This window comes from Mycobacterium syngnathidarum, assembly GCF_001942625.1.
GTDB classification, from domain to species: domain Bacteria; phylum Actinomycetota; class Actinomycetes; order Mycobacteriales; family Mycobacteriaceae; genus Mycobacterium; species Mycobacterium syngnathidarum.
The window spans coordinates 1-930 of sequence record NZ_MLCL01000082.1; the positions used below are offsets into that span (position 1 = coordinate 1).

Here is a 930-nt window from a genome sequence, read left to right on the forward strand (position 1 = left end):
GGTTGCGGCTTGCGCAGGCGGTTGTTGATCAGGGCTGGAGTTTGCGGCGCGCGGCTGAGCGGTTCCAATGTTCGGTGGCCACAGCCAAGAAATGGGCCGACCGTTATCGCGACGGTGGCGAAGCAGCGATGGTAGACCGGCCCAGCCGGCCGCATCGCAGTCCGTTGCGGTTGCCGAAACGACGTGAGCGGCGCATCGTCAACCTGCGCTTCACCCGGCGCTGGGGCCCACATCGCATCGCCGCTTACCTGCACCTGCCACGCTCGACCGTTGAGGCGGTGCTGCGCCGCTACCGGATGCCATTGCTGCGGCACCTGGACCAAAACACCGGGTTACCGGTACGCCGGCCCAAACCCCGCCGCTATGAGCACCCGGCTCCCGGCGACTTGGTCCATGTCGACGTCAAGAAACTGGGCCGCATCCCCGACGGGGGCGGCCATCGCAAGCTGGGTCGCCAAGCCGGCCGGCGCAACCGCTGCGGCATGGGATACACGTTCTTGCACCACGCCGTTGATGACCACTCCCGGCTGGCCTACTCCGAGGACCTCACCGACGAACGCAAAGAAACCGCCGCGGGATTCTGGAAACGCGCCAACGCGTTCTTCGCCGACCACGGCATCACCGTCAAACGAGTGTTGACCGACAATGGATCCTGTTACCGGTCAAAGAATTTCGCTGAAGCGCTCGGCCCCGACATCACCCACAAGAGGACCCGGCCCTACCGGCCACAGACCAACGGCAAAGTCGAGCGATTCAACCGCACCCTGACCACCGAATGGGCCTATGCGCAGACCTACCGCTCTGAGGCCGAACGCGCCGGAACCTACCAGCACTGGCTGCATCACTACAATCACCACCGACCCCACACCGGCATCGGCGGAATGACACCAATCGAGCGCCTACGCGTTCACAACCTACCCGTGAAGAACA

Annotated in this window: 1 protein-coding gene; it reads left to right on the forward strand. The window is 64.4% G+C overall.

The features are described 5' to 3' along the window. Positions 1-2: 2 nt before the first annotated feature. The coding region (locus BKG60_RS23375) for an IS481 family transposase (protein WP_070947267.1) at positions 3-930 on the forward strand (928 nt) is incomplete at its 3' end.